The sequence below is a fragment of the Rhodococcus sp. MALMAid1271 genome (assembly GCF_049195265.1).
Lineage (GTDB): Bacteria > Actinomycetota > Actinomycetes > Mycobacteriales > Mycobacteriaceae > Rhodococcoides.
The window spans coordinates 18,572-42,830 of record NZ_JBMIRQ010000087.1; the positions used below are offsets into that span (position 1 = coordinate 18,572).

Annotated in this window: 21 protein-coding genes and 2 pseudogenes; 13 read left to right on the forward strand and 10 right to left on the reverse strand. The window is 64.3% G+C overall.

All coding sequences use genetic code 11. The features are described from left to right. Positions 1-93: 93 nt before the first annotated feature. Together ACOQFP_RS12885 and ACOQFP_RS12890 are read left to right on the forward strand one after the other, a co-directional pair. Positions 94-285 (forward strand): annotated as a pseudogene (locus ACOQFP_RS12885) (IS110 family transposase); the annotation flags it as partial. A 590-nt stretch (positions 286-875) separates the two neighbouring features. Continuing rightward, positions 876-2,297: a DUF222 domain-containing protein gene (locus ACOQFP_RS12890; protein ID WP_421584538.1), complete on the forward strand. Its 1,422-nt coding sequence runs from the start codon at positions 876-878 to the stop codon at positions 2,295-2,297. Positions 2,298-2,476: 179 nt separating this feature from the next. Here the strand turns inward: ACOQFP_RS12890 and ACOQFP_RS12895 are convergent. Beyond that, a pseudogene (locus tag ACOQFP_RS12895) lies at positions 2,477-3,523 on the reverse strand (iron-siderophore ABC transporter substrate-binding protein). A 102-nt stretch (positions 3,524-3,625) separates the two neighbouring features. Between ACOQFP_RS12895 and ACOQFP_RS12900 the strand changes: the two are divergent. Beyond that, positions 3,626-4,450, forward strand: coding sequence for an SDR family NAD(P)-dependent oxidoreductase (locus tag ACOQFP_RS12900; protein ID WP_421584539.1), 825 nt, complete (start codon positions 3,626-3,628; stop codon positions 4,448-4,450). After that, the gene (locus tag ACOQFP_RS12905) at positions 4,447-4,941 is read left to right on the forward strand and encodes an SRPBCC family protein (RefSeq protein WP_206490301.1); all 495 of its coding nucleotides are present in this window, start codon (positions 4,447-4,449) and stop codon (positions 4,939-4,941) included. The genes ACOQFP_RS12900 and ACOQFP_RS12905 overlap by 4 nt, the downstream gene beginning before the upstream one ends. Positions 4,942-4,944: 3 nt before the next feature. Here the strand turns inward: ACOQFP_RS12905 and ACOQFP_RS12910 are convergent, their stop codons facing one another. After that, positions 4,945-5,454: a mycothiol transferase gene (locus ACOQFP_RS12910; protein WP_206490299.1), complete on the reverse strand. Its 510-nt coding sequence runs from the start codon at positions 5,452-5,454 to the stop codon at positions 4,945-4,947. A 97-nt stretch (positions 5,455-5,551) separates the two neighbouring features. Here ACOQFP_RS12910 and ACOQFP_RS12915 point away from each other — a divergent pair, with 97 nt between their 5' ends. After that, on the forward strand, positions 5,552-6,586 hold the full coding sequence (locus ACOQFP_RS12915) for an NADPH:quinone reductase (RefSeq protein ID WP_421584540.1): 1,035 nt from the start codon (positions 5,552-5,554) through the stop codon (positions 6,584-6,586). A gap of 1 nt (position 6,587) precedes the next feature. Here the strand turns inward: ACOQFP_RS12915 and ACOQFP_RS12920 are convergent, their stop codons facing one another. After that, entirely contained in the window at positions 6,588-7,067 is a 480-nt protein-coding gene (locus ACOQFP_RS12920; protein WP_421584541.1) for a phosphoribosyltransferase, read from the reverse strand. A gap of 74 nt (positions 7,068-7,141) precedes the next feature. Here ACOQFP_RS12920 and ACOQFP_RS12925 point away from each other — a divergent pair, with 74 nt between their 5' ends. From ACOQFP_RS12925 to ACOQFP_RS12935, 3 genes are all read left to right on the forward strand, one after another. Then, on the forward strand, positions 7,142-7,813 hold the full coding sequence (locus ACOQFP_RS12925) for a class I SAM-dependent methyltransferase (protein WP_421584542.1): 672 nt from the start codon (positions 7,142-7,144) through the stop codon (positions 7,811-7,813). Between the two features lie 10 nt (positions 7,814-7,823). Beyond that, the gene (locus ACOQFP_RS12930) at positions 7,824-8,186 is read left to right on the forward strand and encodes a VanZ family protein (RefSeq protein ID WP_341243914.1); all 363 of its coding nucleotides are present in this window, start codon (positions 7,824-7,826) and stop codon (positions 8,184-8,186) included. Positions 8,187-8,339: 153 nt separating this feature from the next. After that, positions 8,340-9,839, forward strand: a complete 1,500-nt coding sequence (locus ACOQFP_RS12935) for a stealth family protein (RefSeq protein ID WP_421584568.1) — start codon at positions 8,340-8,342, stop codon at positions 9,837-9,839. On the opposite strand, the gene ACOQFP_RS12940 is transcribed toward ACOQFP_RS12935, so the two are convergent. The 3 genes from ACOQFP_RS12940 to ACOQFP_RS12950 form a co-directional block, all read right to left on the reverse strand. Continuing rightward, positions 9,836-10,744 (reverse strand): phosphodiesterase, encoded by a 909-nt coding sequence (locus ACOQFP_RS12940; protein WP_206490638.1) that lies wholly within the window; start codon positions 10,742-10,744, stop codon positions 9,836-9,838. The two genes, ACOQFP_RS12935 and ACOQFP_RS12940, sit on opposite strands and share 4 nt — an antisense overlap. A 218-nt stretch (positions 10,745-10,962) precedes the next feature. Then, on the reverse strand, positions 10,963-12,090 hold the full coding sequence (locus tag ACOQFP_RS12945) for an acyl-CoA dehydrogenase family protein (protein WP_421584543.1): 1,128 nt from the start codon (positions 12,088-12,090) through the stop codon (positions 10,963-10,965). A 16-nt stretch (positions 12,091-12,106) separates the two neighbouring features. Then, positions 12,107-13,282, reverse strand: a complete 1,176-nt coding sequence (locus tag ACOQFP_RS12950; RefSeq protein ID WP_206490289.1) for an acyl-CoA dehydrogenase family protein — start codon at positions 13,280-13,282, stop codon at positions 12,107-12,109. Positions 13,283-13,360: 78 nt separating this feature from the next. On the opposite strand from ACOQFP_RS12950, the gene ACOQFP_RS12955 reads away from it, so the two are divergent. The 4 genes from ACOQFP_RS12955 to ACOQFP_RS12970 are packed head-to-tail and all read left to right on the forward strand — an operon-like array spanning position 13,361 to position 16,685. Next, a complete protein-coding gene (locus ACOQFP_RS12955) occupies positions 13,361-13,915 on the forward strand; it encodes a histidine phosphatase family protein (protein ID WP_206490287.1) in 555 nt (184 codons plus the stop codon). A 14-nt stretch (positions 13,916-13,929) separates the two neighbouring features. Further along, positions 13,930-14,412 carry a RidA family protein gene (locus ACOQFP_RS12960; RefSeq protein WP_421584544.1) on the forward strand — a complete coding sequence of 161 codons (483 nt, stop codon included), beginning with the start codon at positions 13,930-13,932 and terminating at the stop codon, positions 14,410-14,412. A gap of 39 nt (positions 14,413-14,451) precedes the next feature. Beyond that, positions 14,452-15,942, forward strand: coding sequence for an ABC transporter permease subunit (locus ACOQFP_RS12965; RefSeq protein ID WP_206490283.1), 1,491 nt, complete (start codon positions 14,452-14,454; stop codon positions 15,940-15,942). Next, positions 15,939-16,685, forward strand: a complete 747-nt coding sequence (locus tag ACOQFP_RS12970) for an amino acid ABC transporter ATP-binding protein (RefSeq protein ID WP_274610940.1) — start codon at positions 15,939-15,941, stop codon at positions 16,683-16,685. Before ACOQFP_RS12965 ends, ACOQFP_RS12970 begins: the two co-directional genes overlap by 4 nt. A 5-nt stretch (positions 16,686-16,690) precedes the next feature. On the opposite strand, the gene ACOQFP_RS12975 is transcribed toward ACOQFP_RS12970, so the two are convergent. The 4 genes from ACOQFP_RS12975 to ACOQFP_RS12990 form a co-directional block, all read right to left on the reverse strand. Continuing rightward, on the reverse strand, positions 16,691-18,754 hold the full coding sequence (locus ACOQFP_RS12975) for a xanthine dehydrogenase family protein molybdopterin-binding subunit (protein ID WP_421584545.1): 2,064 nt from the start codon (positions 18,752-18,754) through the stop codon (positions 16,691-16,693). After that, on the reverse strand, positions 18,751-19,764 hold the full coding sequence (locus tag ACOQFP_RS12980) for an FAD binding domain-containing protein (protein WP_421584546.1): 1,014 nt from the start codon (positions 19,762-19,764) through the stop codon (positions 18,751-18,753). Before ACOQFP_RS12980 ends, ACOQFP_RS12975 begins: the two co-directional genes overlap by 4 nt. Further along, positions 19,761-20,264 (reverse strand): 2Fe-2S iron-sulfur cluster-binding protein, encoded by a 504-nt coding sequence (locus ACOQFP_RS12985; RefSeq protein WP_206490277.1) that lies wholly within the window; start codon positions 20,262-20,264, stop codon positions 19,761-19,763. The genes ACOQFP_RS12980 and ACOQFP_RS12985 overlap by 4 nt, the downstream gene beginning before the upstream one ends. 99 nt (positions 20,265-20,363) lie before the next feature. After that, on the reverse strand, positions 20,364-22,154 hold the full coding sequence (locus tag ACOQFP_RS12990; RefSeq protein ID WP_241256970.1) for a DEAD/DEAH box helicase: 1,791 nt from the start codon (positions 22,152-22,154) through the stop codon (positions 20,364-20,366). 279 nt (positions 22,155-22,433) lie between these two features. Between ACOQFP_RS12990 and ACOQFP_RS12995 the strand changes: the two genes are divergently transcribed. Further along, the gene (locus tag ACOQFP_RS12995) at positions 22,434-24,221 is read left to right on the forward strand and encodes a long-chain fatty acid--CoA ligase (protein ID WP_341243918.1); all 1,788 of its coding nucleotides are present in this window, start codon (positions 22,434-22,436) and stop codon (positions 24,219-24,221) included. The last annotated feature ends 38 nt before the right edge of the window (positions 24,222-24,259 follow it).

A 24,259-nucleotide genomic window follows, 5' to 3' on the forward strand; every position in this document is an offset into this window, starting at 1 on the left:
GCGGTCCCGCCACTGTGGACGACGCCCCCGCTACCTTGTTCGTGGGTCTGAGACCAGGCCCACGGTCGCCGGTCCCGGTACGACTTCTTCCTGTCCCGATCAGGCAACCACAAACTCGAACGGGTGTTGTTCCTCTCGGCGTTCGCGGCCCTGCACGACCCCGCCTCTCGCACCTACAACGACCGAACAAGAGCCGAAGGCAAGAAGCGCAACGCCGCGCTCATCTGCCTTGCCCGACGACGCTGCGACGTCCTCTACGCGATGCTGAAAACCAAGCAGCCCTAACGAATCCCGGATCCCGTCGCCGGTCGAGCCTCGGCGCGCACGAGGTCATAGACATAGGATCGTTCGCCCTTACGGCTCACCCACACGCCCTCGGGCGGCAGGTCACCTCGACCTGCCGCGTCGAACGGACACCACACCGGCCGCATCGCACACCACCCAACCGAAATCAGGCAGTCGTCGACACCACATATCGAGGTCGACCCGCTTATACGACAGAAACCCGTCAGCTTCTCCGTCGCGGGCGAACTCGTAGGTCAACCCGTCCATACGCCGCACGAACCGAATACCCGACATAACGCCATCCTGGCCGACGATCCCGATCTCTTCAACCAACGACCGGCGTTGGGCTCGACGAAAACCACAGGGACACCCCCGGGCAGCACCGGGGAGTTCATCGATGCCACCCGCGAGTGCATTCACATTCACAGTGTGAAATCGCGCAGGCGGACAGACTGACGGCCCTCGAATGCCCGCGCAGGACGCCTACCACGAGCTACCGACAAGAACGTGCTCTCGAATAGTTGTGCAGGGCAATAGTTTTCGATTCGACGATCATTGAGACTCGAACACCAGTTCGATACTGTTGGGTCATGACGACCGAGATCTGGCAACTGAGCGAGGACCAACTCCTCGCCGACGCCGCCGCGGTCTCCCACCAGATCCAGTTGCTCGAAGCCCGCCGCATCGCCCTCGTCGCCGAGGTCGACACCCGCGTCACCCGCGAGAAACTCGGCTTCCCCGGCCCCGCCGGCTGGCTCACCTCCACCACCCTGCTCTCGCCGTCCAAAGCGAACAAGATTCTCGCCCTCGCCCGCGGACTGAAGAACTTCCCCGACATCGCCGACGCCGTCAACACCGGCGTCATGTCCATCGACCATGCCGCCCTCATCCTCGACTTCGCCGAAACCCCACCCCACGACCTCCCACCCGAGGGCCGCGACATGGCTCGAGCAGCGCTGATCACCGCCGCGACCGGACCCGAAGCCCGCACCGGACCCCTACGCGCAGCCATCACCCGCTTGCACGACCTCTACGGCGGCACCACCCCACCCGCCGAGGACACCGACCGCAACGAACTCTTCGCCTCGAAAACCCTCAACGGACGAATGATCATGAAAGGTGGCTTCGATGCCGTCACCGGCGAAAAACTCCTCACCGCCCTCTCACCCCTGACCGCACCCCGCCCCGCCGTCGACGGCACCCCCGACGAACGCAGCCCCGCCCGACGCCGCGCCGACGCATTCGGACACATCCTCGACCGCTACCTCGCCGCCAACAACCGGCCCACCGAAGGTGGAGAAAAACCGCACGTCAACCTCCACATCAACCTGCGAGATCTGACCGACCTCACCGGCAGCGGGAACAGTACCGACGACATCGCCGACGACGAAACCTCAAGCACCGCAGCGCAATCCGACAACTCCACCGAAAGGGACGCAGTCGACCCGGTCGACACCGGCGGCCCAAGACACCCCGACACGGCCGAGTCGAACGCCACAAACGAATCCGACACCGACAGCGCTGCCGGACCGCCTACCGATCGCGGCACCTATCGGGACGTGTTCGGTGACGGCACCAGTGTCGGGTGGCTGCCCTGGATGGGACCACTCTCGCGCACCACCTCCCGGCAACTGGCGTGCGATTGCATCCTCACCGCCATCGTGATGGACGAGACCGGTAACCCGATCAACCTCGCCCGCACCGCCCGCACGGTCACCGCCACACAGAAACGCGCCCTGACCGCCCGCGATCACGGCTGCGCATTCCCCGGCTGCGGCACACCCGCCGCCTGGACCGAAGGCCACCACATCCGACACTGGGCAGACGGCGGCCCCACCAACCTGAACAACCTCGTCCTACTCTGCGGCTTCCACCACCGACTCATCCACTATTCGGACTGGGAAGTGTTCATCGGCGACGACAACCACCCCTGGTTCATCCCACCGGCATCAGTGGACCCCAACCGAGAACCCCGACCCTCCCACGCCCGAGCCGGCCCCCACATCGCCTGAACCCGCCCACACCTGAACGACCCCGAAACGCAATCCAGCCCCGCACCGAGAACACGGTGCGGGGCCGGAAGAGGTCATTCGACAGGCTGATTCGGTCGAATCAAGGAGTAGACACCGCGGTCGTGCCACATCACCTCGAGCAGGTGTTGGTACAGCACGACAGCGCGAGGTCTACTGACCTAGTTCGCGTCGAGCTTCGCAACCGCCTCGTCGATCATCGGCACATAGCGCTCGAGTGCCCAGGGCACCGTCAGCGGATTGATGATGGACGACCCGGTGACGAACGACTGATCCGTCGGTGCCACGACCGAACCGCGGGACACGGCCGGAATCTGCTTGTAGGCAGGCTGATTCTCGGTGTCCGTTCGGTTCTGCGGGTCCGAGTAGAACGTGAAGATCAGGTCGGAATCGTTGAGCAGGTTCCCATTCTCCAACCCGATGACCGACGAATCGGTGCCCTCGGTTTCGTCCAGTGTGTTCACCACCGGATCTACCTGCAGCCCTAGCCCGCGGACCATCGCGACGCGCTGCTCGTCGGCGAGAAACACTCCGAGCGTCCCGGGACCGGTGTTGTAGATGTACGAAAAGCTCACGTCCGCATACTCGGGGTGCTGGGCAGCGGCATCCGCGAAGCGGCTCTCGATCCTGTCGATCTCCTCCGCAGCCTTCTCCTGTTCGCCCATGGCCTTGCCGATCACGGTGATCTGGTCTTCCCAAGTCGTCGTCCACGGCTGCTCCTTTTACGCGACCACCGGAGCGAAGGCACTGAGTTTGTCGAATTGATCCTGTGTCACTCCCGACCACGGCGCCAGAATCAGATCGGGATCGAGAGCGGCGACGGCCTCGATGTTCAATTCGGTTCCGCCGGTGAACTGTTCGGGAAGCTCGGCCCCCGCTTCGGTGACCGCGTCATGAATCCACGGCAGGTAGCCGGTGTCGTCGGCACCCCACGAATACTCCTCCACGCCGACCGGGACGGTACCCAGCGCGATCGCCGTTTCCGCCGAACCCTGACCGAGAGTGACGATGCGCTCGGGCTTCTCGGTGATGACCGCCCGGCCCAAGGCCGAGTCGATCGTCACGGCCGTGAACTCACCGCCGGAACGATCGGGTTCGCGATCCTCGGCACTCGAACATGCGGCGACGACAAGCGCCGAAGCGGCGAGCGCAGACAGTAGAGACGCACGGCGGGCAGTCCGTGGACCGACCCTGGGAGCTGAAAACATGGCTACCTCTCGACGAACAATCACAGCGTGAAGTAAGAGTAGGCTACCCTTCTACATCGACTCAAATGCGCTGCACAGCAGTCGTTCGCTACGGTGGGACACATGAGCCTTCCCCGCCCAGCACCTGACCGGACAGCCGTGGTGACCGGAGCGTCCTCCGGAATCGGGGCCGCCATCGCTCGCCAACTCGCCTCCCGAGGCCACGGCGTCACTCTCGTCGCCCGGCGCGCCGACAAACTCGAAGAGTTGGCACAGGAGATCCGCGCGCTGGGTGTACGGGCGGAGGTGCTGGCGGCGGATCTCTCCGATCGCACGGTGCGTGCAGAACTACTCGGTCGTATCACCGAACTCGGCCTGATCCCGGACATCCTGATCAACAACGCCGGGCTCTCCACGCTCGGACCGGTCGCAGAATCCGACCCGGACGCCGAGATGCACATGATCGAGGTCGACGTGGTCGCCGTCGCGGACCTGTGCACCCGCTTCCTCCCCGGCATGACCGAACGACGACGCGGCGCACTGCTCAATGTCGCCTCGACCGCCGCGTTCCAGCCCTTGCCCGGCCAAGCCGGCTACGGCGCATGCAAAGCATTCGTGCTCTCCTACACCCAATCTCTGACCGGCGAACTGCGCGGCACCGGAGTGACCGCAACTGCGCTGTGCCCCGGCCCGGTGCACACCGGATTCGGTGAGGCCGCAGGTTTCGCGAAAGACGATGCCGAAAAAGCACTTCCATCGATCATGTGGGTGTCGGCAGAAGCGGTGGCGAAGACTGCCGTCGACGACATGGCCAAGGGACGCATGGTATCGATCCCCGGGCCCGCCAACCGCATCGGATCGATCTTCGCCCAAATCACCCCGCGAACCCTGTTGGTGCCCATGCTCACTCGAATTCATCCCGGCCTGAAGAACGGTGCGTCCTCATGAAACGCGAACTCGAAGTCTCCGACAGCATCGTCGTCGCCGCCGACGCCGACACTCTTTACGCTGCGATCAGCGACCCCACCAAGATGGGCCAGTGGAGCCCCGAAAATACCGGTGCCACGGTCCACGAACCCCGCGAGAGCGCTTACGTGGGAATGGTGTTCGACGGAACCAACAAGCGCGGCCGGGCGAAGTGGATCACTCGCTGCACCGTCACGGCGGCCGACCCGGGCAAGACCTTCGAGTTCCGTGTCCACGCCATCGGCAAGAGCGCTCCGAAGATCAAGGGCGCGAACGCAACCTGGCGATACGACTTCGAGCCTGTCGCCGGCGGCACGAGAGTCACCGAGACCTGGACCGACGACCGAACGAAATGGCCCGACGCCCTGGCCCTGGTGTTCGACAAGATCGTCACCAGCGGCAAGACATTTCCGCAGTTCCAGCGTCGAAACATCCGTAAGACGCTGGAGAACCTGCAGAAGCGTTACGCCTGACGGCTAGGCCTGCCGGGTGTACAGGCCGAGAACATACGAGGCCTGCCCGGCATGCTGAAGGTCGTCGGCGACCACGGACACCAGCCGCGCCCCCAATGTGACCGGCGGATCCCAGTTCTCGTCGACGATCCGGTCCAAATCGTCGGTCGAGATACCGCTCAGGTAGGCAACGGTTTTCGAGTGCACGGCGTCGTGGTACTCACGCAGCAACTCGGCGCTCGAGGTGACCTGAGCGACCTCGGAGGACGATTGGCCGTACCCGATGTCGGAGCGGTCGAACGGAAGATCGAAGCGCTCGAACCACGAATCCGAATTCCAGACCTGCTCGCTTCCGGCCACACCAGCGATGTGATCGTCCTGCACCCGCGTCAGGTGCCACAGCAACCACGCGATGCTGTTGGCCTCGGAATCGGGGCGATAGGTCAACGCCGCAGCCGGAATCTCGTCCAGCACCGAGTGGACGAGTTCCTTGATCCGACCGAACGCGTCGGTGAGCAGGTCGTTGTGGTTCATCGAATACCCCTCTTTCGTCGAGCACTGATAACCAGTCATGCATACCCCGATTGCGTCGCAGGGAACATCCGGGTCCTCCAGGCGCGTTGCACCGAATATGACAGCTCCAGCAATTGTGTACACCCGCACCGGCGATTCCTCCGTCCTCGAGTTGAAGGACCGCGAGGTGACCGAGCCCGCCGCAGGCGAAGTCCGCGTCCGCATCGTCGTCTCGGGCGTCAATCCGACGGACTGGAAGAATCGAACCGGCTCCGGGCCGGGTGAGAAGCTGGCATTCGACGAGGTGGTTCCGAACCAGGACGGTGCCGGGGTGATCGACGCAGTCGGCCCCGATGTCGATGGCGTCTCCGTCGGAGATCGCGTCTGGGTGTACTTGGCCCAGCATCAGCGTCCGACCGGAACAGCACAGTCGTTTGCGATTTTGCCCGCCTCTCGGGTGGTGCCTCTGCCCGAGGGCGTCGGCTTCGACGTGGGTGCCAGCCTCGGAGTGCCCGCGATGACGGCGCACCGCGCACTGACCGTCTCCGAGGACGGACCCACCCGACTGCACCCGGGCGCACTGGACGGCAAGTCTGTACTCGTCGCCGGTGGTGCCGGTGCCGTCGGGCATGCCGCGATCCAGTTGGCCCGCTGGGCGGGCGCGACTGTGGTGACGACGGTCAGCGGCCCGGAGAAGGGCGCACTGGCCACCGCCGCGGGTGCGCACCACGTGGTGAACTACAAGACCGGCGACGCCGCCGCAGAGATCCGCGAGTTGGTTCCCGACGGAATCGACCTCATCGTCGAGGTCGCTCCCGCACAGAACGCCGCACTCAACGCAGCCGTGGGAGCGAACCGCGCATCGATCGCGGTGTACGCCAACAATGGTGGCGACACCGTGACCCTCGACGTCCGGCCGAACATGGTGCTCAACACCCGCTACCAGTTCGTACTCCTCTACACCGTGGGCGACGAGGCGCTGCGCAACGCCGAAGCAGATGTCAGCGCCGCGGCAGCCGCAGGTGTGCTGGAGGTGGGTGAAGCCACCGGTCTACCGCTGCACCGCTTCTCTTTGAGCGAGACCGCTGCGGCTCACGACGCCGTCGAAAACGGAACCGTCGGCAAGGTGCTCATCGACGTCTCCAGCGAATAACTCAGGTGATGACCGGCAATGTGGACCACGGAAAATTGATCCACTTGTCGGTCTCTCGCCACGAGTAATCCGGCTGCACGATGGTTCTGGGCTTGGTGTAGATCACTGCCGACCGGACGTCGGGTGTGTGTGCCTTCAGCAGATCGATCACCAGGGCGAGCGTGCGGCCGGAATCGGCGACGTCGTCGACGACGAGCAACTTCTTGTCGACGATGGCGTCGGTGTCCAGAAGCGGTTCCAGGACAACAGGATCGGGCAAGGTCTCTTCGATGTCCGAGTAGAACTCGACGTTGAGGGTGCCCGCAGCCTTGACTCCCATCGCGTAGGCAATCGCGCCCGCGGGAACGAGTCCGCCACGGGCGATCGCGATGACGATGTCCGGAACGAAGCCGTCGTCGACGATCACTCGGGTCAGTTCACGCGAGGCGTCTCCGAAGGCTTCCCACGTCAGCACTTCGCGTTCCTGTTCGGTCACGAGCATGACTCTACCCAGACCCTTTTGCCAATCGAGCAAAGATATTTGCGCCAAGCCTCGTCGGCGGGCACTCTCGAACCATGGCAGAGCACAAGCACGCACACATCCACGCCGAGAACGACCGCGGCCACGCAGAACCGGATTTCGAGAACGGCGCGTTCGACGCAGCGTTCTGGGACGACCTCTACAACCAACGCACCTCCATCTGGAGCGGAAACCCCAACGCCGTGTTGGTACAAGAGGCGTCCGAGCTGACCCCGGGCCGCGCCCTGGACATCGGCTGCGGAGAAGGTGCCGACACCCTGTGGCTGGCCGATGAAGGGTGGAACGTCACCGGCGTGGACATCTCCGATGTCGCCCTCGGCCGCGCTCGCGCGGCACAACAGGCACTCGAGTCGCAGACACTCGCGGTGGAGTGGAGACAGGAAGACGTTCTGGATTGGACTCCTCCGGCCGCGGCGTTCGATCTGGTGTCGGTGCACTTCCTGCAGGTGCCACCCGACGAACTCGAACTGACCACACGCAGGTTCGCCGCAGCAGTTGCGCCGAAAGGACGTCTACTGATCGTCGGCCACAGCCCCAACGACAGCCACGCATCGCAGCATCCGGCCCAGAATCGAATGTTCGGGCCGGAACCGGTTGTCGCCGCGGCAGGCGACGGGTTCGAGGTGATCCACGCCGAACACCGCACCCGTACGACGCCGGACGGTGACGAGCGAATCGACACGGTGGTGGTGCTGCAACGCCGGTAAACTCCTCGCGGTGTTCTCGCCGTCGACGTATCGAATTCCGCTGGGCGTCACTTTCGTCGTGGCCTTGGTCGTGCTGTTCACCCCCGCGTCGGGGGTGCCCTCTGGTTTCGAGCACAGCGACAAGATCATTCACTTCGTGCTCTTCGCCGCCCTCGCGTACACCTCACGCATGGCTGGAATCGGTTGGGCCGGGACCGCGCTGTGGGTGCTGGGATTCGCGGTGCTCTCGGAGTTCCTTCAGGCGATCCTGCCTCTGGGACGCTCCGGGTCGGTCGCCGACGCACTCGCCGACGCCGCTGGAATCGCAGTCGGCCTGGCCACGGCGAGCAGGGTTCTACCGCAGCGCGTTCAACAAGCCCCGGACCTGCACTAGACTGATGAAGCACCGGGTTTCCTCGGCCAGCGAGTTCACTCCGGAAGGAACGCCATCACCTCGTCTTCTGCCCCGCACGATATCTACCTCGTTCCACCGGAGCACGAGACGAACGATGCCGTCACTCGAGAATCAGCAGCATCCGCGGCGCGACTGAGCGAACGTTCCGACGTGGTCAGCCACGATGGCCGCTACGCGCTGACGATCACCTCCACCACACCCCAGCAGGCGATGGTCGAGGACCTGCTGTTCCTGCGCGGAGTTCTCGACGCCGCAGGCATCGAATACCTGCTCGTTCGCGGCAACGACGAACGACCCGTCATCGCCATCGAACTGAGTTCCCGCGAGGCACTCACCACTGCGCTGGCACACGCCTGCCGCGCCGAGCCGTTCTACTCGAAGACCGTCGACGCCCGCGGAAAAGCGGTGCTGGTGGCCGACGGCACCCTCTCGCCGTCCGCGAACGCACGGATCGTGCGCCTGTACCGTCCGCGGGTCGAACCGTTCAGCGGCTTGTACTACGGCGCATCGACGGCAGTGCAGATCGAACTGTGGTCGTTCTCGCCGAGCGAGATCGTGCTACCCATCGAGAACTCCCTGACCAGACGCAATATCCGGCCCGATGAGGCCGTCCGCGGAACCGTCGAACGCTTCGGCAGGACCTGGCCGACCATCGAGAACATGTTCGCCGACCACGCCTCGGACATCAATTTCGATATCGACATCGTCTTCTCCTGGGTCGACGGCTCGTCAGCGGAATTTCAGGCACAGCGCGCTCGCCGGATGGCGAATTACGTCGTCGGCGAAGGCGACGACTCGGCAGCCCGCTATCGACAGATCGACGAACTGAAGTACGCACTGCGGTCGATTCACCTGTACGCGCCGTGGATAAGACGCATCTTCGTTGCCACCGACTCGCCGAGACCGGCGTGGCTGGCCGAGCATCCGAAGGTGACGTTCGTGCCGAGCGAGGCATTCTTCGTCGACACTTCCGTTCTGCCGACCCATAATTCGCAGGCCGTCGAGTGCCAACTGCACCATATCCCCGGATTGTCCGAGCACTTCCTGTACTCGAACGACGACATGTTCTTCGGCCGTCCGGTCAACCCGTCGATGTTCTTCTCCCCTGGCGGAATCAGCATGTTCATCGAGGCGACAACGCGAATCGGGTTGGGTTACAGCGACGCCGACCGCAGCGGATTCGAGAACGCGGCGCGAGTGAACCGTCGTATCCTGCAGGACCGATTCGGAATGACCACCACCCGACATCTCGAACATGCGGCAACCCCGTTGCGCCGCAGCGTGATGCAGGAAATGGAGAACAAGTTTCCGGACGAGTTCGCTTCCACTGCTGCCAGCGCGTTCCGCGCGAGTACCAACATCTCGGTGACGAACTCGCTGTACCACTACTACGCGCTGATGAGTGGCCGCGCCGTGGTGCAGAAAGACGCCAAGGTGCGATACATCGACACCACCACCGCAGCCGGCCTCGACGCGATGGCGAAACTGCTCCCCAAACGGTCGGTGGATTTCTTCTGCCTCAACGACGGCAGCTTCCCGGAAGTCGACCTGGACCTGCGCACTCGGACGGTGACGCAGTTCCTGGACAAGTACTTCCCCATCGTCGCGCCGTGGGAACGCGAACAGCGTTAGGCGTCGCTGAACGTCTTCCGGCGAGCACTGTCTGCGATGGTGACTCCAGCCGCATCGAGCCTGCGTGCCGTCTCCTCGGCCGAGACCGCTTCTCCCACAGTGTCGTACGAGCCCGTAGGCACAACCGAGTGGACGACGGTGTCGTCGTAGACGTGCACGAGGTTGTATCCCTGGGCTCCGTCGCGGCCGCGCAATCCGCCGGCAGGCACGTTGAGATCCTGGGTGTAGCACGTGGCAGACGCGACCGACACGGGAATGCCTGCGAAGGTGGCAGTGGTCGAATAGTGCAGGTGCCCAGCAAGAATGGATCGCACGTCGGTTCCGCGCAGCACCTCTGCCAGGCGTGACTGATCGATCAACTCGACCAGCACCGCGAGATCGAGCACGGTGGGTACCGGCGGGTGATGCATCGCCAGGATGGTACCGAACTGGGCTGGTGTGGCGAGAATCTCGGTCAACCAAGCCAATTGCTCGTCGCCGAGCTCGCCGTGGTGCTCACCTGGAACCGTCGTGTCGAGGGTGACGACCCGAAGACCATCGACATCGTGCACCCGATCGATGGACTGGCCGCTCGGTTCCGCGTCGAGCAACTTCTGCCGGAACGCCGAACGATCGTCGTGATTGCCCATCGCCCACACGATCTGCGCGCCCAGTTCCGCTGCGACCGGCTCGACCAACTCCCGCAGCTTCTCGTACGCGCCCGGCTCGCCCTTGTCGGTGAGGTCTCCGGTGAACACCAACGCGTCGGGGCGCACACCCGAGTTGCGCACATCGGTCAAGACCTGCTCGAGCCTCAGCTCACTGTCCACGCCGCCGTACAACCGACCGCCGTCGACGAGATGCGTGTCGCTGACATGCAGCAAGCAGTGGTGGGGACGTGGGTACTCGGCCATCCGAGACTTCATCGAACTCTCGCTCACGATCGGACCTACCGTTTCGCAATCGTCCGGATTGGACGACCGCCGCTACTGCAACCCAAGCATACGAGCGTTCCCTGAGACCAGGCTGGTCGAATCTCGGCGGTGAACAGCGCGCAAACACCGGGTGCAGGCCCCGCACACGACTCTGGGCCCGGCCACCGTTCGACGGCAACCGGGCCCAGAGTGACACGACCTGGGTGTACTCAGATCCCGATGAGGTCGTGATCGGAGACCTTCGAGGCCAGGATGCGCAGGTGCTCGTCGGCACCACCGAGAGTGTGCTCGATAGCCACGAGCCGGCTGGTGTAGTGCCCCACCGGGTACTCGGCGGTGACGCCGATGCCGCCGTGCAGCTGAATCGCTTCCTGGCCGATCTTGCGACCGGACCGCGAGATCTGCAGCTTCGCACGCGAGGCGATTGTCGTGTCCACGTTGCCGTCCGACAACGACATCGTGGCGTAAAGGCTCATGCTGCGGGCCAGCTCGAGCAGCACGTACATGTCTGCCGCACGGAAAGTGAGCGCCTGGAACTTGGCCAGCGGGACCCCGAACTGCTTGCGCTGCTTGAGATAATCGGTGGTCAGCCGCAGCGCCTCCTCCATGGCACCGATTGCCTCCGCGCACAGCGCGGCCTGCGCCCGTACCTCGGCACCGGTGATCGCCGCTGCCGCGTTCTCTGCGGTGCCGAGCGGTTCCGCTGCAACGTCGACGAATTCGATCTGCGCCGCGCGCTGGCCGTCGTGGGTGGCATAGGACTTGCGTGTCACACCGGTCGCGTCGGCATCGACGACGAACAGTCCCGTTCCACCGGTGGGAAGCACGGCACTGACGACGATCACGTCTGCGCTACCGCCGTGCGGAACCGGGTTCTTGACGCCGGTGATCGACCACGATCCACCGTCCTCGGTGGCGGTGGTGGCCACCTGGATGTTCGGCCAGCGGCTACCGGATTCGTTGTGCGCGAACGCCAACATCGACGATCCTTCTGCCACCGGCGGCAACAGCCTCCGGCGCTGATCGGCGCTGCCGAGTTCGGAGATCAACCCACCGGGGACGAGGACGGCGTCGAGAATCGGCTCCGGAGCCAATCTGCGTCCGACCTCGGTCATGACCGCCATGATCTCCACGGGACCGGCGTCCATGCCACCGTCCTCCTCGCCGAATGTCAGGCCCAGCAGCCCGACCTCGGCCAGCTGCTTCCAGACATCGGTGCTCCAGCCCAACTCACCGGCAACGACCTTGTTGCGCTTCTCGGTGTCGTAGGCCCGCGAGAGGACCTCACGAGTGGTGTCGCGCAGCAGCTTCTGTTCTTCGCTGAAATCGAAATCCATGTCTTCAGATGCTCCCTTACAGTCCGAGGATCGCCGAGGCGATGATGGTGCGCTGAACCTCGTTCGAGCCACCGTAGATCGAGACCTTGCGGTAATTGAGGTAATTCGGTACGGATCGCTGTGCCCACCCGTCGCTCTCGATGTCATCGCCTGCCTCGTACGGCAGCGAGTCGGGTCCGGCGATGTCCATCAGCAATTCGGTGGTGGCCTGCTGCAACTCCGATCCTCGCAACTTGAGGATGGACGACGCAGGGTTCGGCTTGCCGTCGTCCGAGCTGGACACCATCCGCAGCTGGGTCAGCTCCAGAGCGAGCAGTTCGTTCTCCACCTCGGCCAGTTTCGCCGCGAACAACGGATCCTCGAGCAGCGTGCCGGTGCCGACCTTCGTCTGCGCGGCATGCTTTTTCGCCTGTCCCAGCCGCACCGTGGTGTGTCCGGCGCGGGCGACTCCGGTGCGCTCGTTACCGAGCAAGAACTTGGCGTAGCTCCAACCCTGGTTCTCCTCGCCGACGAGGTTCTCGGCCGGAACGCGGACGTTGTCGAAGAAGACCTCGTTGACCTCGACACTGCCGTCGACCAACTTGATCGGCCGCATCTCGATGCCGGGGGTGCTCAGATCGATGAGCAGAAACGAGATTCCGGCCTGCTTCTTCGGCGCGTCCGGGTTGGTGCGTACGAGTGCGAAGATCCAGTCGGCGTACTGACCGAGCGTGGTCCATGTCTTCTGCCCGTTGACGATGTAATCGTCGCCGTCGCGAATTGCGGTGGTGCGGAGCGAGGCGAGATCCGATCCGGCCTCGGGCTCGGAGAAGCCCTGGCACCACCAGATGTCGAGGTTCGCCGTTTTCGGGAGGAACTTTTCCTTGAGTTCCTGGGAGCCGAACGTCGCGATGACCGGGCCGACCATCGAGGCGTTGAACGCCAGCGGCTCCGGCACCGATGCCAGCTGCATTTCGTCGAGCCAGATGTGACGCTGTACTGCGGTCCAGTCCCGGCCGCCGAACTCCGCGGGCCAATGCGGCACCGCCAGGCCGTTCTCGTTCAAGATCCGCATGGTCGTGACCACGTCGTCCTTGCTCAACTCCTGGCCCGTCGCGTTCTTCTCGCGAATCTCGGCAGGGATCTTCGTGGTGAAGAACGTCCGCATCTCGTCGCGGAACGCGGCCTCTTCTTCTGTCAGGGCAAGATTCATCGACAATCCTCCGTGCTCGTTCGCGTATCTTCGTATCGACCGTACTCCCAGGTAACTGTGGGATATTCTCCGCTCACTATGACTTTTCTGGCGCTGGTTCGGCACGGCGAAACGAACTGGAATCTGCACGGGCGTCTGCAAGGCTCATCGGACATTCCTCTCAACGACACCGGCCGCGCTCAGGCCCGTGAGGCCGGCTACGAACTCGCGTACCGGCCTTGGGACCAGCTTGTCAGCTCACCGCTGATCCGAGCAGCGGAAACCGCCGACATCATCGGTGCTCACATAGGCCTGACACGAACAGCCGAATTCCCCGATCTGGCCGAACGGCACTTCGGCGAGGCCGAGGGATTCACGGACTGGGATGCCTATTCGCACTGGCCCGACGGTCGATACCCCGGTTTGGAGCCGCGCTCGAATCTGATGCTCAGGGGTGTGCGCGCGGTCGACGAGATCGCCTCCCTGCATCCCGATTCGGCAGTGGTCGCCGTCGCACACGGGGGCGTCATCCGGGCGATCTTGGACTCGATTCGTCGCCGACACTCACCGCGCATTCTCAATGCCGGCGTCTCGACCCTCGAACACGACGGTATCCGCTGGACCGTTCGCACCATCAACGGTGTTGTGGTCTGACAGGATTTTCGTTCATGGAGATCGAACGCCGCATCACCGAACTCGGCTTCACGTTGCCCGGTGAACCGACCGCACCCCCGGGATTCGAGTTCTCCTTCGAGTGGGCACGTGTGCGCGGCAACCGCGTATTCGCCTCGGGGCATTCTCCCTTGGCACCGGACGGCACTCTCGCGGGCCCGTTCGGTGCCGTCCCGTCACAGGTGAGTCTCGATGCGGCCACCGACGCCGCGCGCGATACGGCGCTGGCGCTGCTCGGTAGCGTCGCCCGTGCCGTCGGCGACCTCGATCGAATCAGTGCGTGGTTCACCGTCACCGGGTCGGTCAACGCCGATCACGGCTTCACCCAGACCACCACGGTCGTCAACGGCTTCTCGGATCTGGTGCTGGCCGTCTTCGGCCCCGAGATCGGCGCTCATGCACGCACCGCACTCGGGGTGGCCGCGCTGCCGATGAACAACACCGTGGTGGTGTCAGCGGAGTTGGAGATCGACGGGTAGGTTTTTCTCCACTCGTCAATACAGCGAAAGCAGGCGCAAATGGTGCGCAGATCGACCCTGGCTCTGGTCGCGATCCTGATCGGCATCCTGGGGTTGTCCGGATGCAGTTCGTCCTCGCAGTCGCTACTGGACCGCGTGCGGGACGAGGGCGTGCTGGTGGTCGGCACCGAGGGCACGTACAGCCCGTTCAGCTATCAGGGAGCGGACGGGCAACTCACCGGATACGACATCGACGTGATCGACGCGGTGGGTGCCGAATTGGGCGTGCGCGTGGACTTCGTGCAGACCCCGTTCGACTCGATCTTCGCCGGCCTCCAGTCGCAGCGATTCGACCTCATCGCCAATCAGGTCTCGATCACTCCCGCTCGACAATCCGCGTACGACCTGTCCAAGCCCTACACGGTGTCGCAGGGCCAGATCCTCACTGCCGCAGACAACACCACCATCACCTCGCTGGCCGACTTGGCAGGCAAGACCACAGCGCAATCGTCGACGAGCAACTGGGCCGAGGTCGCCGCGAACGCAGGCGCGAACGTCGAGGCCGTCGAGGGATTCGTTCAGGCCGTCACTCTCGTCAAGGACGGACGCGTCGACGCCACCGTCAACGACTCGCTCGCCATCGCCGAGTACCTTCAGCAGACCGGCGACACCGGCGTGAAAATCGCGGCCGATACCGGAGACACGACGCTGCAATCGTTCGTGGCCCGCAAGAACAGTGGGCTGATGGGCGAAGTCGACACCGCGATCGACACCTTGCGGGAGAACGGCACTCTCGCCGAGATCTCGCGGAAGTACTTCGGCAGCGATGTCGCCGCACCCACCGCGGACACTGCGGCCCCGGTCGGTGACGAGGCTGCGTCGACCGCTCCTTCGAAGATGCAGTTGGTTCTCGACAATCTGTGGCCGATGCTCAAAGCCACCGTCACGATGACCATTCCGCTGACCGCGATCAGCTTCGTGATCGGGCTCGTCATCGCCTTGGCGGTTGCGCTGGCACGCATTTCGTCGATGAAGCCACTCGCTGCGGTCGCCCGGTTCTACGTCTCGATCATCCGCGGTACTCCCCTACTGCTGCAGCTGTTCATCATCTTCTACGGGCTGCCACAGTTCGGTATCGTGATCTCGCCGTTCCCGGCCGCGGTGGTGGCGTTCTCCTTGAATGTCGGCGGCTACGCCGCAGAGGTCATTCGTGCCGCGATTCTGAGCGTGCCCAAGGGCCAGTGGGAGGCCGCCCAGACCATCGGGATGGGCTACCGAACCACGTTGCAACGCATCGTGCTTCCGCAGGCCCTCCGTACTGCGGTACCCCCACTGTCGAACACACTGATCTCGCTGGTCAAGGACACCTCACTGGCATCGACGATTCTGGTGACCGAACTGCTGCGCGTCGCTCAGCTCGCCGCAGCCCCGACCTTCGACTTCTTCACGCTCTACTCCGTCGCGGCTCTCTACTACTGGGTGATCTGCATCATTCTCTCGTTCTTCCAAGGCAAGCTCGAAGTCCGACTCGACAGGTACGTGGCCACATGACAGACCTGCTGGAAGTATCCGCACTGAACAAATCGTTCGGCGAACTCGAGGTACTCGAAGACATCTCGTTCACCGTGCCCTCCGGCACCGTCACCGTCATCATCGGCCCGTCCGGCTCGGGCAAGACCACGGTGCTGCGTTCCCTCAATGCACTCGACCGGGCAGACTCGGGAGTCATCCGAATCGGCGAGGTGTCGGTGGATTTCGCCCAACCCGTCGATGCCGCACAGCTGCGACACTTTCGTGCTCAGAGCGGCATGGTGTTCCAGAGCCACAACCTCTTTCCACACAAGACGGTGCTGCAGAACATCATCGAAGGACCGGTCGTCGTGCAGAAACGCGCGAAGGAGGACGCCGTCCGCGACGCTCATGCGATCCTCGACCAGATCGGTCTCGACGCCAAGTCCGACCAGTACCCGTTCCAGCTTTCCGGTGGCCAACAGCAACGCGTCGGAATTGCCAGAGCTCTCGCTCTGCGTCCCAAGCTGATGCTCTTCGACGAGCCCACCTCCGCGCTCGATCCCGAACTGGTCGGCGAGGTTCTCTCGGTCATCAAAGGCCTTGCCGCCGAAGGCTGGACGATGGTGATCGTCACCCACGAGATCCGGTTCGCCCAGCAGGTCGCCGATCAGGTGCTGTTCATCGAGAACGGCGTCGTCCTCGAACGAGGCACGCCGGACCAGGTGCTGGTGAACCCGACCGAGCCCCGGACACGGCAGTTCCTGCAGCGGATCTTGGCGTAGCCCGGCTAGAGGTGCGGCAGCACCTTGTCCAGTGTGATCGGCAGATCACGCACCCGAACCCCGGTGGCGTTGTAGACCGCGTTACCGATGGCCGCAGGCGACCCGACGGTACCGATCTCACCGATTCCCTTGCCTCCCATCGGCGCGAGCTCGGTATCGACTTCCTCGACCCAGACGGCCTCGAGTTCGGTGACGTCCGCACATGCCGGGATGTGGTACTCCGCGAAATCGTGATTGGCGAATCCGCCGAACTCGTGATCGACGACGCCGTTCTCCATCAGCGCCATCCCGAGCCCGAACGTCATGCCGCCGATCAGTTGAGACCGTGCCAGAGAAGGATTCATGACCGCGCCGATGCCGAAGACTCCCAGCATCTTTCGGACCCTGATCTCACCGGTGTCGATGTCGACCGCGACCTCGGCGAACTGTGCGCCGAACGCCATGCGCGCCAGCTCCTTCTGGCCTTCGACGTCGTCGGTGGTATCGGCATCGGCGGAGTTGCCCGGAGCGTACGGCCCCTGAGATTTCAACGCACGGCACACCTTGGTGACCGCCCAGCCCCATGACGAGGTACCCGAGGATCCACCTGCTCCGGGAGCGGTCGGTAGAGCGCTGTCACCGAGTTCGACGGTGACAGTGTCTGCATCGACCCCCAGGGCATCGGCTGCGATCTGCCGCAGCACGGTGCGCGCACCGGTTCCGATGTCCGTGGCAGCAACGGACACCGTGATCGTGCCGTCCTGCTGCACTCGCGCGGAGGCGGTACTGGGCGAGATCAGCACCGGATAGCTCGCCGTGGCCACCCCCATTCCGATCAGCTTCCGGCCCTCGAGGCGCTGACCGGGATCGGCCTGACGACGCTCCCAGCCGAACTTCTCCGCTCCCTCGCGAAGGCACTGCACAACACTGCGCGAGCTGAACTCGTTGCCGCTGGCGGGGTCGAGGTCCGGCTCGTTGCGAATGCGCAGTTCGATCGGATCGATGCCGGTGATCGCGGCCAGTTCGTCGATCGCCGTCTCGACCGCGAACATGCCCGGCGCCTCGCCCGGTGCCCGCATCCACCGCGGTGTCCCCACGTCCAGGGGCGCCAGGCGGTGGGTGGTGCGACGGTTCGCGGACGCGTAGATGTGTCTACTGGATTCGGCGGTCTGCTCGCAGAACTCGAAGATGGTGCTGGTCTGCTGGAAGGAGTCGTGCGTGATCGCCTGCAACGTCCCCGTCGAATCAGCGCCGAGACGAACATGATTGAGCGTCGGCGTGCGGTAGCCGACCAGATCGAACAACGCCTGCCGTGGTAGCACCAGCTTGACGGTCTTTCCAGTCGCCCTCGCGGCCAGCGCAGCCAGTACCGCGTTGGGACGCGTGCTGCCCTTCGCTCCGAATCCGCCGCCGACGTTCTCGGCGATCACGCGAACATTCTCCGGCTCCAGGCCGAATGCCGTGGCCAGATCGCCCTGGACTCCGGACGGTGCCTGCGTCGAATCCCACACCGTCAGCACGCCCTCGGACCAGTGCGCGGTGGTGGCGTGTGGCTCCATCGCACTGTTGTGCATCGGGGCCGTGGAGTACCAGTTGTCCACGACGTGCTCGGCCGTCTCCAGTGCACTGTCCGGATCGCCGACGGTGACATCGGTGGGAAACCCGGCATTGACGGACTCGGGTGCGTACAGCGCGGCGTGATCGGCGGTGAGGGTGTTGTCGGGGGCACGAACATCGCCGTAACGCACCTGCACCCGGGCGGCGGCCGCTCGGGCGGCGTCGAGGGTATCGGCCATGACGACGGCCACGATCTGGCCGCGGTACGCGACGGTGTTCGACTGCAGCACATGCAGTTCGGCGTCCTCGAGCTCGCCGAGCTTCTCGGTGTTGCCGTGCCACAGGACAGGATAGGTGTCCGTATCGGCGTCCAGTTCGACGTGCTCGACTGTGCCTGCGGGAATTTTCGCGGGCACGTACCAGGCGTACAGCTGCCCGACGGTCGGCGGCTGCTCCGCTGCATACCGGGCTCGACCGGTGACCTTCGCGATCGATTCGGTGCGGCGAATCGACTGTCCGATCGATGCGGTCATGACCGGTCTCCCCGTTCTGTGCGTGCGCCGGTCTCGGTCAGTTCCACGAGTGTGCGAGCCACGAGATTGGTCACCAGTGGAATTTTGAAAGCGTTGTCTCGCAGCGGTTCCGCAGTCTCCAACTCGAGACCGATCGCCCGTCTGAACGAGGCCTCCTCAGCGGCGGTGCCGAGCAGTGCGTGCTCGGCCGTGCGCGCCCGCCACGGCTTGTGTGCGACGCCGCCCAGCGCAATGGACACTCCTCGAACGATCCCGTCCTCGACATCGAGCACCGCGCCGACCGACGCCACCGCGAATGCGTAGGACTGCCGATCGCGCACCTTGCGGTACGTGGAGTGGGCGTCGGCGGCAGGCTTCGGGATGTCGATGGCCGTGACGATCTCGTCCCGTCCGACGGTGTTGTCGCGCTCCGGCTCGTCGCCGGGGAGTCGGTAGAAGTCGTCGATTGCCAGAACGCGCTCACCATCGACGCTCTGAACGACCACGCGCGCATCGAGCGCCGAGAGCGCGACTGCCATATCGGAGGGATGGGTTGCCACGCAGGACTCGGAGGCACCCAGGATTGCCAGGTTTCGGTGCTCACCCGTCCGCGCCGGGCAGCCCGAGCCGGGTTCACGCTTGTTGCACGGCTTGGAAGCATCCATGAAGTACACGCAGCGGGTGCGCTGGAACAGGTTTCCGCCGGTGGTGGCCATGTTGCGGAGTTGGCCCGAGGCACCGGAGAGCACCGCGCGCGCGAGGACCGGATAGCGCTGACGGACCAACGGATGCACGGCGAGATCACTGTTGGTCACGGCCGCACCGATGCGCAGGGAACCGTCGTCGACCGTCTCGATGTCGTGCATCGGCAGGCGCGTCACGTCGATCAGCGTTCCCGGGTGCGCGACACCGAGTTTCATGAGGTCGACGAGGTTGGTTCCTCCGCCGAGCACCATGGCGTGTTCGTCCTCGGCCAAGCGGGCGAGGGCGTCGTCGACTGCGGTGGCGCTCTCGTATTCGAAGGTTTTCACGAGACGGCGTCCTGGACGGCCGGAACGATATTGGCGTAGGCACCGCACCGACAGAGGTTGCCGCTCATACGTTCACGCACTTCCCCGGAATCGAGGTCGATGTCGGTGGCCTCCAGGTCATCGGTGACCGCGCTCGGCCAACCCTGCTTCGCCTCCTCGATCACCGCGACCGCTGAGCAGATCTGCCCCGAGGTGCAGTATCCGCATTGGAACGCATCGCGGTCGACGAACGCCTGCTGCACGGGATGCAGTGTGTCTCCGTCGGCCAGCCCCTCGACGGTGGTGATCTCGCGATCGTGCTGGGCGATCGCGAACGTCAGGCAGCTGTTGATCCGCCGACCGTCGACCAGAACCGTGCAGGCACCACACTGCCCGTGGTCGCAGCCCTTCTTGGCACCGATCAGATCGAGATTCTCGCGTAGCGCGTCGAGCAAGGTGGTTCGGGTGTCGCAATCGAACTCGCGATCGGCCCCATTGACACGGAGTGTGACGGTGGTCATGCGATGGCAGATACCCGAGGCCTCGTCCACCAAACGCCGATGCCGGGTTCGATCCTCGGATCGGTCGAGGACCGTCGGAGGCTACGAGCCGGAGTGCAGCTAGCGCTTCCCCTTGAACTTTCCGCCGCGAGGTCCGCCGCTGCGGCCGGGAGGACCCGTGTCGGGTTGCAGCTGAATCAACACGCCACTGATCCGGGTGCGGCGTAATGCCTCGACGGTCTCGTCGGCGAGATCGGCCGGAAGCTCGACCAGCGAATGATCGGGTCGAATACTGATGTGTCCGAAGTCGCTTCGACGCAGACCGCCCTCGTTGGCGATGGCACCGACGATCGCACCGGGGGCGACGTGATGCCGCTTGCCGACGCTGATGCGGTAGGTGGCCATCTGCTGCCCCGTCTTACGGTGATGCGAACTGGCCGCATCCTCGTCGAACGTGCGCGGCGGACGAGGTTCCCGCGGCTGGCGAGGCGCGCGCGGCGGGGCAGGCGGTTCCGGCTTGAGCAGGAACGCTTCGCCGTCGCGAGACTGGATGGCCAGTGCTGCGGCGATATCGACCAAGGGCACGTCGTGATCGCGCTGGTAGTCCTCGATCAGGCGTCGGAACAGCGCCAGATTCTCGTTGCCCAGGCTCTCGGTGATGGAGTCCTTGAACTTCGTCACGCGCTGGGCGTTGACGTCGTCGACGCTGGGCAACTGCATCTCGGTGATCGGCTGCCGTGTCGCGCGCTCGATCGCCTTGAGCAGGTGCCGCTCACGCGGTGCAACGAACAGCAGTGCCTGACCGGCTCTGCCTGCACGGCCGGTACGACCGATGCGGTGCACATACGACTCGGTGTCGTGTGGAATGTCGTAGTTGATGACGTGCGAGATGCGGTCGACGTCGAGACCGCGGGCGGCCACGTCGGTAGCCACCAGGATGTCGATCTGGCCGTTCTTGAGCTGACCGATGGTGCGCTCGCGTTGCGCCTGCACGATATCGCCGTTGATCGCCGCTGCGGAGAACCCTCGCGCGCGCAGCTTCTCTGCGAGCTCCTCGGTGGCCTGCTTGGTGCGCACGAACATGATCATGGCCTCGAACTCTTCGACCTCGAAGATTCGAGTGAGCGCCTCGAGCTTGCGCTGATGTGCCACCTGGACGTAGCGCTGGGTGATGTTCGGTGCCGTCGACGTCTTCGTCTTGACGGTGATCTCCACCGGGTCGTGCAGGTACTGCTTGGAGATCTTGCGAATCGCAGCAGGCATCGTGGCCGAGAACAATGCGACCTGCTTGTACTCGGGAGTATCGGAGAGGATGCGTTCGACATCCTCCTGAAATCCCATCTTCAGCATCTCGTCTGCCTCGTCGAGCACCAGGTATTCGAGGCCGGACAGGTCGAGCGTGCCCTTCTCGAGATGGTCGATGACGCGGCCCGGCGTACCGACGATGATCTGAGCACCCTTACGCAGGCCCGAGAGCTGGATGCCGTACGCCTGGCCACCGTAGATGGGCAGAATGTGCAGACCTGGAATGTGGGTGGCGTATTTACCGAATGCCTCGGCGACCTGCAGCGCCAACTCACGAGTCGGCGCCAGCACCAGCGCCTGCGGCACCCGACGTGAGACATCCAGACGCGACAGGATCGGTACCGCGAACGCGGCGGTCTTGCCGGTTCCGGTCTGTGCGAGGCCGACGACGTCGTTGCCCGACATCAACGGCGGGATCGTGGCCGCCTGGATGGGCGAGGGGGTCTCGTACCCGACATCACGCAGGGCCTTCAGGACCCGCTCGTCTATTCCGAGATCGACAAAGGTGATGTCCTCACCGTCGACGACGGGAGCCGACCCCGGTGAGGGCGAACTCGTCTCGTCAGACGTCACGGCGGCATCCTGATCAGATTCTGAAGTGCTCATATGCAACCGAGTTTAGTACCTGCCAGGCCGCTTCGACTCCTTCTGCGCTGATCAGGTGACGAAAACGGCGTCCTCGAACGCGGGATGCGAGTGCCCTCACACATCTGCCCCCACGGAGATGGTCGACTACGCACAGTTAGGTTGTACTCCCAGTCACACTCACATCGCTCCGAATCGGCCGAAGAAATACACAAACCGGACAACCTCGGTGATGCGTTACGGACTCGGGTGTGATGAAATGCACAACTACCACGCTATTTATCCGTAAGGGGTCCAGCAGTGCGCGAATATTCTGTGCCGGCGTCGTTCACCATTCCCGACGACGCGTCCATGGCCGACACCGTATTCCGGTACGAAAAGGAATCGCCGAATCTCGTACCGTTCCAGCGACTCGTCGACGGCAACTGGACCGACGTCACCGCGGCCCAGTTCGCCAAGGAAGTCGCCGCAGTGGCCAAGGGTCTGATCGCCTCCGGCGTCGAACTCGGCGACCGCGTCGCCATCCTCAGCGCGACCCGGTACGAGTGGGTCGTCCTCGACTACGCCATCTGGACCGCAGGAGGATGCACCGTAGCGATCTACGAAACCTCCTCCGCAGACCAGGCCCAGTGGATTCTCGAGGACTCCGCCACCAAGCTGCTCGTCGTCGAGACTGCGGCGCACGCCTCGAACCTCGACGAGGTCACCAAGGGTGCCAAGGACCTGCGTGAGGTGCTGCAGATCGACGCCGGAGCCATCGACGAGCTGACCAGCCGCGGCGCGGGGGTCAGCGACGAGGACCTGCATGCGCGTCGGCACCAGGTCACCGCCGAATCACCGGCGACACTGATCTACACCTCGGGTACCACCGGCCGCCCCAAGGGCGTCCAGCTGACGCACTCGAACTTCTACGCCGAGGTCCAGGCCACCCAGATCGCTCTGCACGACTCGATGAAGGAGGGCAACCGCACCCTGATGTTCCTCCCGATGGCGCACGTGTTCGCCCGCGCCATCTCGTTCGGAGCATTCGAGTCCAAAGCAACAGTGGGCCACACCTCGGACGTATCGACCCTGGTGGAGCAGTTCGCCGTGTTCAAGCCGGACTTCATCCTCTCGGTACCGCGCGTGTTCGAGAAGGTCTACAACTCCGCCAAGCAGAAAGCGCACGACGGCGGCAAGGGCAGCATCTTCGACAAGGCCGCCGCGACGGCCATCGAATGGAGCGAGGCGCAGGAGAAGGGCGGCGCCGGGCTGCTACTGAACCTCAAGCACACCGTCTTCGACAAGCTCGTCTACTCCAAGCTGCGCGCGGCCCTCGGCGGCAACTGCGAACGCGCAGTGTCCGGTGGCGGCCCACTCGGTGCTCGCCTCGGCCACTTCTTCCGCGGTGCAGGCGTACCGGTCTACGAGGGATACGGACTGACCGAGACCAGCGCGGCCGTCACCGTCAACACCACCAAGGAACAGCGCGTCGGCACCGTCGGCAAGCCGATCAACGGCCACGCGGTCAAGGTCGCCGAGGACGGCGAACTGCTGCTCAAGGGACCGGTCGTCTTCAGCGGCTACTGGCACAACGACAAGGCCACATCCGAGGCGATCGTCGACGGCTGGTTCCACACCGGTGATCTCGGCGCGATCGATCAGGAAGGCTACGTCTCGATCACCGGCCGCAAGAAGGAGATCATCGTCACCGCAGGCGGCAAGAACGTCGCCCCCGCGGTGCTCGAGGATGCCCTGCGCGCCAACGCCATCATCAGTCAGTGCCTCGTGGTCGGCGACGCGAAGCCGTTCATCGGTGCCCTCATCACCCTCGACGCCGAGGCGCTGCCGGGCTGGCTCGAACGACACGGGCTCGCCGCCGACGTCCCGTTCGCGGAACTGTCGAAGAATGCCGATCTGGTAGCCGAGATCGACAAGGCCGTCGCGGAGGCCAACAAGAAGGTCTCCAGCCCCGAGCAGATCAAGAAGTACACGATCCTCGAGAACGACTTCACCGTCGAGACCGGCGAGCTCACCCCGACGATGAAGCTCAAGCGCAACATCATTCACGCCGAGCGCGGCAATGACATCGAGGCCATCTACTCCTAGATCGCTCACACGAACGACAAGGGCCCGGCGTATCGCCG